The following is a 2480-nucleotide window of genomic DNA, read 5'->3' as shown; positions in this document are numbered from 1 at the left end:
CGTTGGGGCCGGGGGCGGCGACGCGGTCGGTGCGGATGACGGTGCCGTCGAGGTTCAGATGCGTCAGCCCGGCCGCCTTCGCGCGTTCCAACGCGGTGGCGAGGTCCGGTGCCCCGGCCGCCAGAACGGTCAGCCCCTCATGGAGGTAGCGGTATGCGGTGGAGGCCGACAGGCCGTTGTCGCGGGCGAGTTGGGAAAGGCGGGTGCCGTCGATGAACCAGCGCAGGACGAGCACCGCCTGCCGGAAGCAGCCCAGCGCACGCCTGCCCCTGCGGGTTCCGGCCGCGACGCGGTGATCGCGCAGCAGCCGGGCCAGGTGCTCGGCGGTGGACCGCTTCACATCGAGCACCGCGGTGTATGTGACACTGGTCGGCACGTGAGGCCCCTCGGTCAGAACAATCCGTCGCAAGATCGTTCCTACCAGGGGCCTTACGTCTGCCCGGACTTGGGGACCGCACGGGCCGCAGCGCAAGCATCGCGATCACAGCGAGCGACGGGCGCTTACCGGGAAAGACTCAGTGGGTCGACCGAGGTCGCCTCAGCGGTCGTCGTGACGCTGGCCGTGCTGGCCGTCCGAGTGGTCACCGTAGTGGCCGACGCGCTGGTCGATGTCTGGCCAGCATTGTTGACTCTCGAAATACTGCGGCCGCTCCGCGGTTGCGGCCGTGTTGGTGGCGGGGCGGGACTGCAAGGACGTGGCGTCCCTCTTGGATCTGCTTCAGTTTGCACTTGACGGCTCGGGTCACCTCGGAGAGGTCGGCGGCCGCGAAGTTGCCGAGTTCACCCCGATAATGGGAATTATGAGAGGCAAGAGGTGAGTGAGGGATGGCTTCGACTCCACTGCGGAGAGAATTGATCAAGGCTGTAGTGGCGTTGGGTGGTCTCACGGCGTAGCTATTCAGCGGGGTTGAGCGGTTCGGTCAGGCTGTTGCTGTGTCAGGGGTGAGGGCATGCGGGATCCACGCCCCTGTGGTGAAGAGGCGCTGGAGTGCGTCGTAGCGGCTGATGCCCCACTTGGCCGCGGTCGACAGGTACGACTGGACGATGGCGAAGTCGGCCAGTCCCTGGAGGGTTCGCCAGCAGCCTCCGGAGGAGCGTTGCTGGACCTTGGCGGGTCTGATGTCGCGTTCCGCCTGATTGTTGGTGAAGGGGACGGCCAGGTCGGTGGTGAAGCGGAGGATGACCTCGCGGTGTTCCTCGAAACGTTTGGCCAGGGTGCGGGCGTGCCGGGCGAGTTCGGTGTTCTTGTTCCGGTTGTCCTGGCGGGAGCGGGCCAGTGCTCCTGTGTAGAGCCGGTGGATGGTGCGCAGTTCGTCGGCGGTGAGTTCCTCGCGCCCGGTGTCGCGGGCGGCGGACGCGAGACGGTTGGCTTCCAGGAGGGTGTCGGCCATGGCGCGGGCCCACAGCTGGCCCTGGAGGTCGGCTTCATGGATGCCGCGCAGGTCACGTAGCAGGTGCGCGCCGCACCAGGCGTGCAGGACGTGGTCGAGGTGGGTGTAGCCGGCGTATCCGTCGCGGACCAGGACACCGCTGAGGTGCGGCAGGACCTGGCCGGCGTCGATGGTCGCGGCCGAGCGGTCACCGGTGTGCATCAGGGTGAGGTGCGCGGTGGAGGCCACGTGCAGGAAGACGGTCCTGGCCCGGGTGCGGGTGAAGGTCTCATCGGCGTGCACGACGGGTGCGCCGGAGAGCAGGGCGCGGACCGAGGGCAGGAACCCGGCCTCCAGCAGGCGGGCGGCCCGGCCTCGCAGGGATGCGGCGAAGCCGGTGGAGACCTTCATCCCGCACAGTTCCATCACCAGCAGTGTCGAGCGGTGTACCGGGATGTGGTGTCCCAGGACCGCGTCCGCGACCTTCGCGGTGACATCGGGACCGTACTGGGCCGCCGATTCCACTCCGGCCGGGAAGACTCCGGTGGCCTTCTTTCCGCACCCGGGGCAGCACTTGACGTCCGCGGCGTACTCGATGACCTGCGGCGGAAGCGGGGTGGCCAGGTCAAAGACCTGACGGCGGCGCACCGCGGCCACCGGAACCTTGACCAGCGAGGACGCGCAGCCGGCGCAGGATGCCGGAGCGGGGATGACGATCCGCTCGTTCGGATCCTCTACCTGCCGCAAGGTGGTGCCCGGATCACCTGGCTGCTTGCCCGGTTTGCGTCCCGAGCGGGTACGCGAGGACCCGCCACGGGGCCGCTTGCCCGGCCCGTCCGAGGACGGCGGCTTCGAGGAGGTCGAGGAATCCCTCGACAGCCGCAGTACCAGGGCCTGGACCTGCGTGGTCAACTCCGCGATCTGGACCAGCAGCTGATCGATCCGCTCGTCCTTCGCGGCCGCCTCGGCCCGGGAAGCCGCCAACTCGCCGCGTACCGCGGCCAACTCGGCAAGAAGGTCCTTCGCAGACCAGTCGGGATCCTCCACACCGCCACCCTAGCGATCACGCCGCACGGTCCGCGAACCGATCACACCCTGCTGAATAGCTAC

Annotated in this window: 1 protein-coding gene and 1 pseudogene; both read right to left on the bottom strand. The window is 68.5% G+C overall.

Features of this window, described 5'->3' with window-relative positions; translation table 11 throughout:
- Positions 1-376 (bottom strand): annotated as a pseudogene (locus tag B9S61_RS27935) (IS5/IS1182 family transposase); the annotation flags it as partial.
- 544 nt (positions 377-920) lie between these two features.
- Positions 921-2375: an IS66 family transposase gene (locus B9S61_RS27930; RefSeq protein ID WP_103544695.1), complete on the bottom strand. Its 1455-nt coding sequence runs from the start codon at positions 2373-2375 to the stop codon at positions 921-923.
- Positions 2376-2480 lie beyond the last annotated feature (105 nt).

Origin of the sequence: Streptomyces sp. SM1 (genome assembly GCF_002910825.1) — a bacterium.
In the GTDB taxonomy this organism is placed as follows: Bacteria; Actinomycetota; Actinomycetes; order Streptomycetales; family Streptomycetaceae; genus Streptomyces; species Streptomyces okerensis.
Note: the sequence above shows the minus strand (reverse complement) of the source record. Positions and strands in the feature narration are given on the sequence as shown.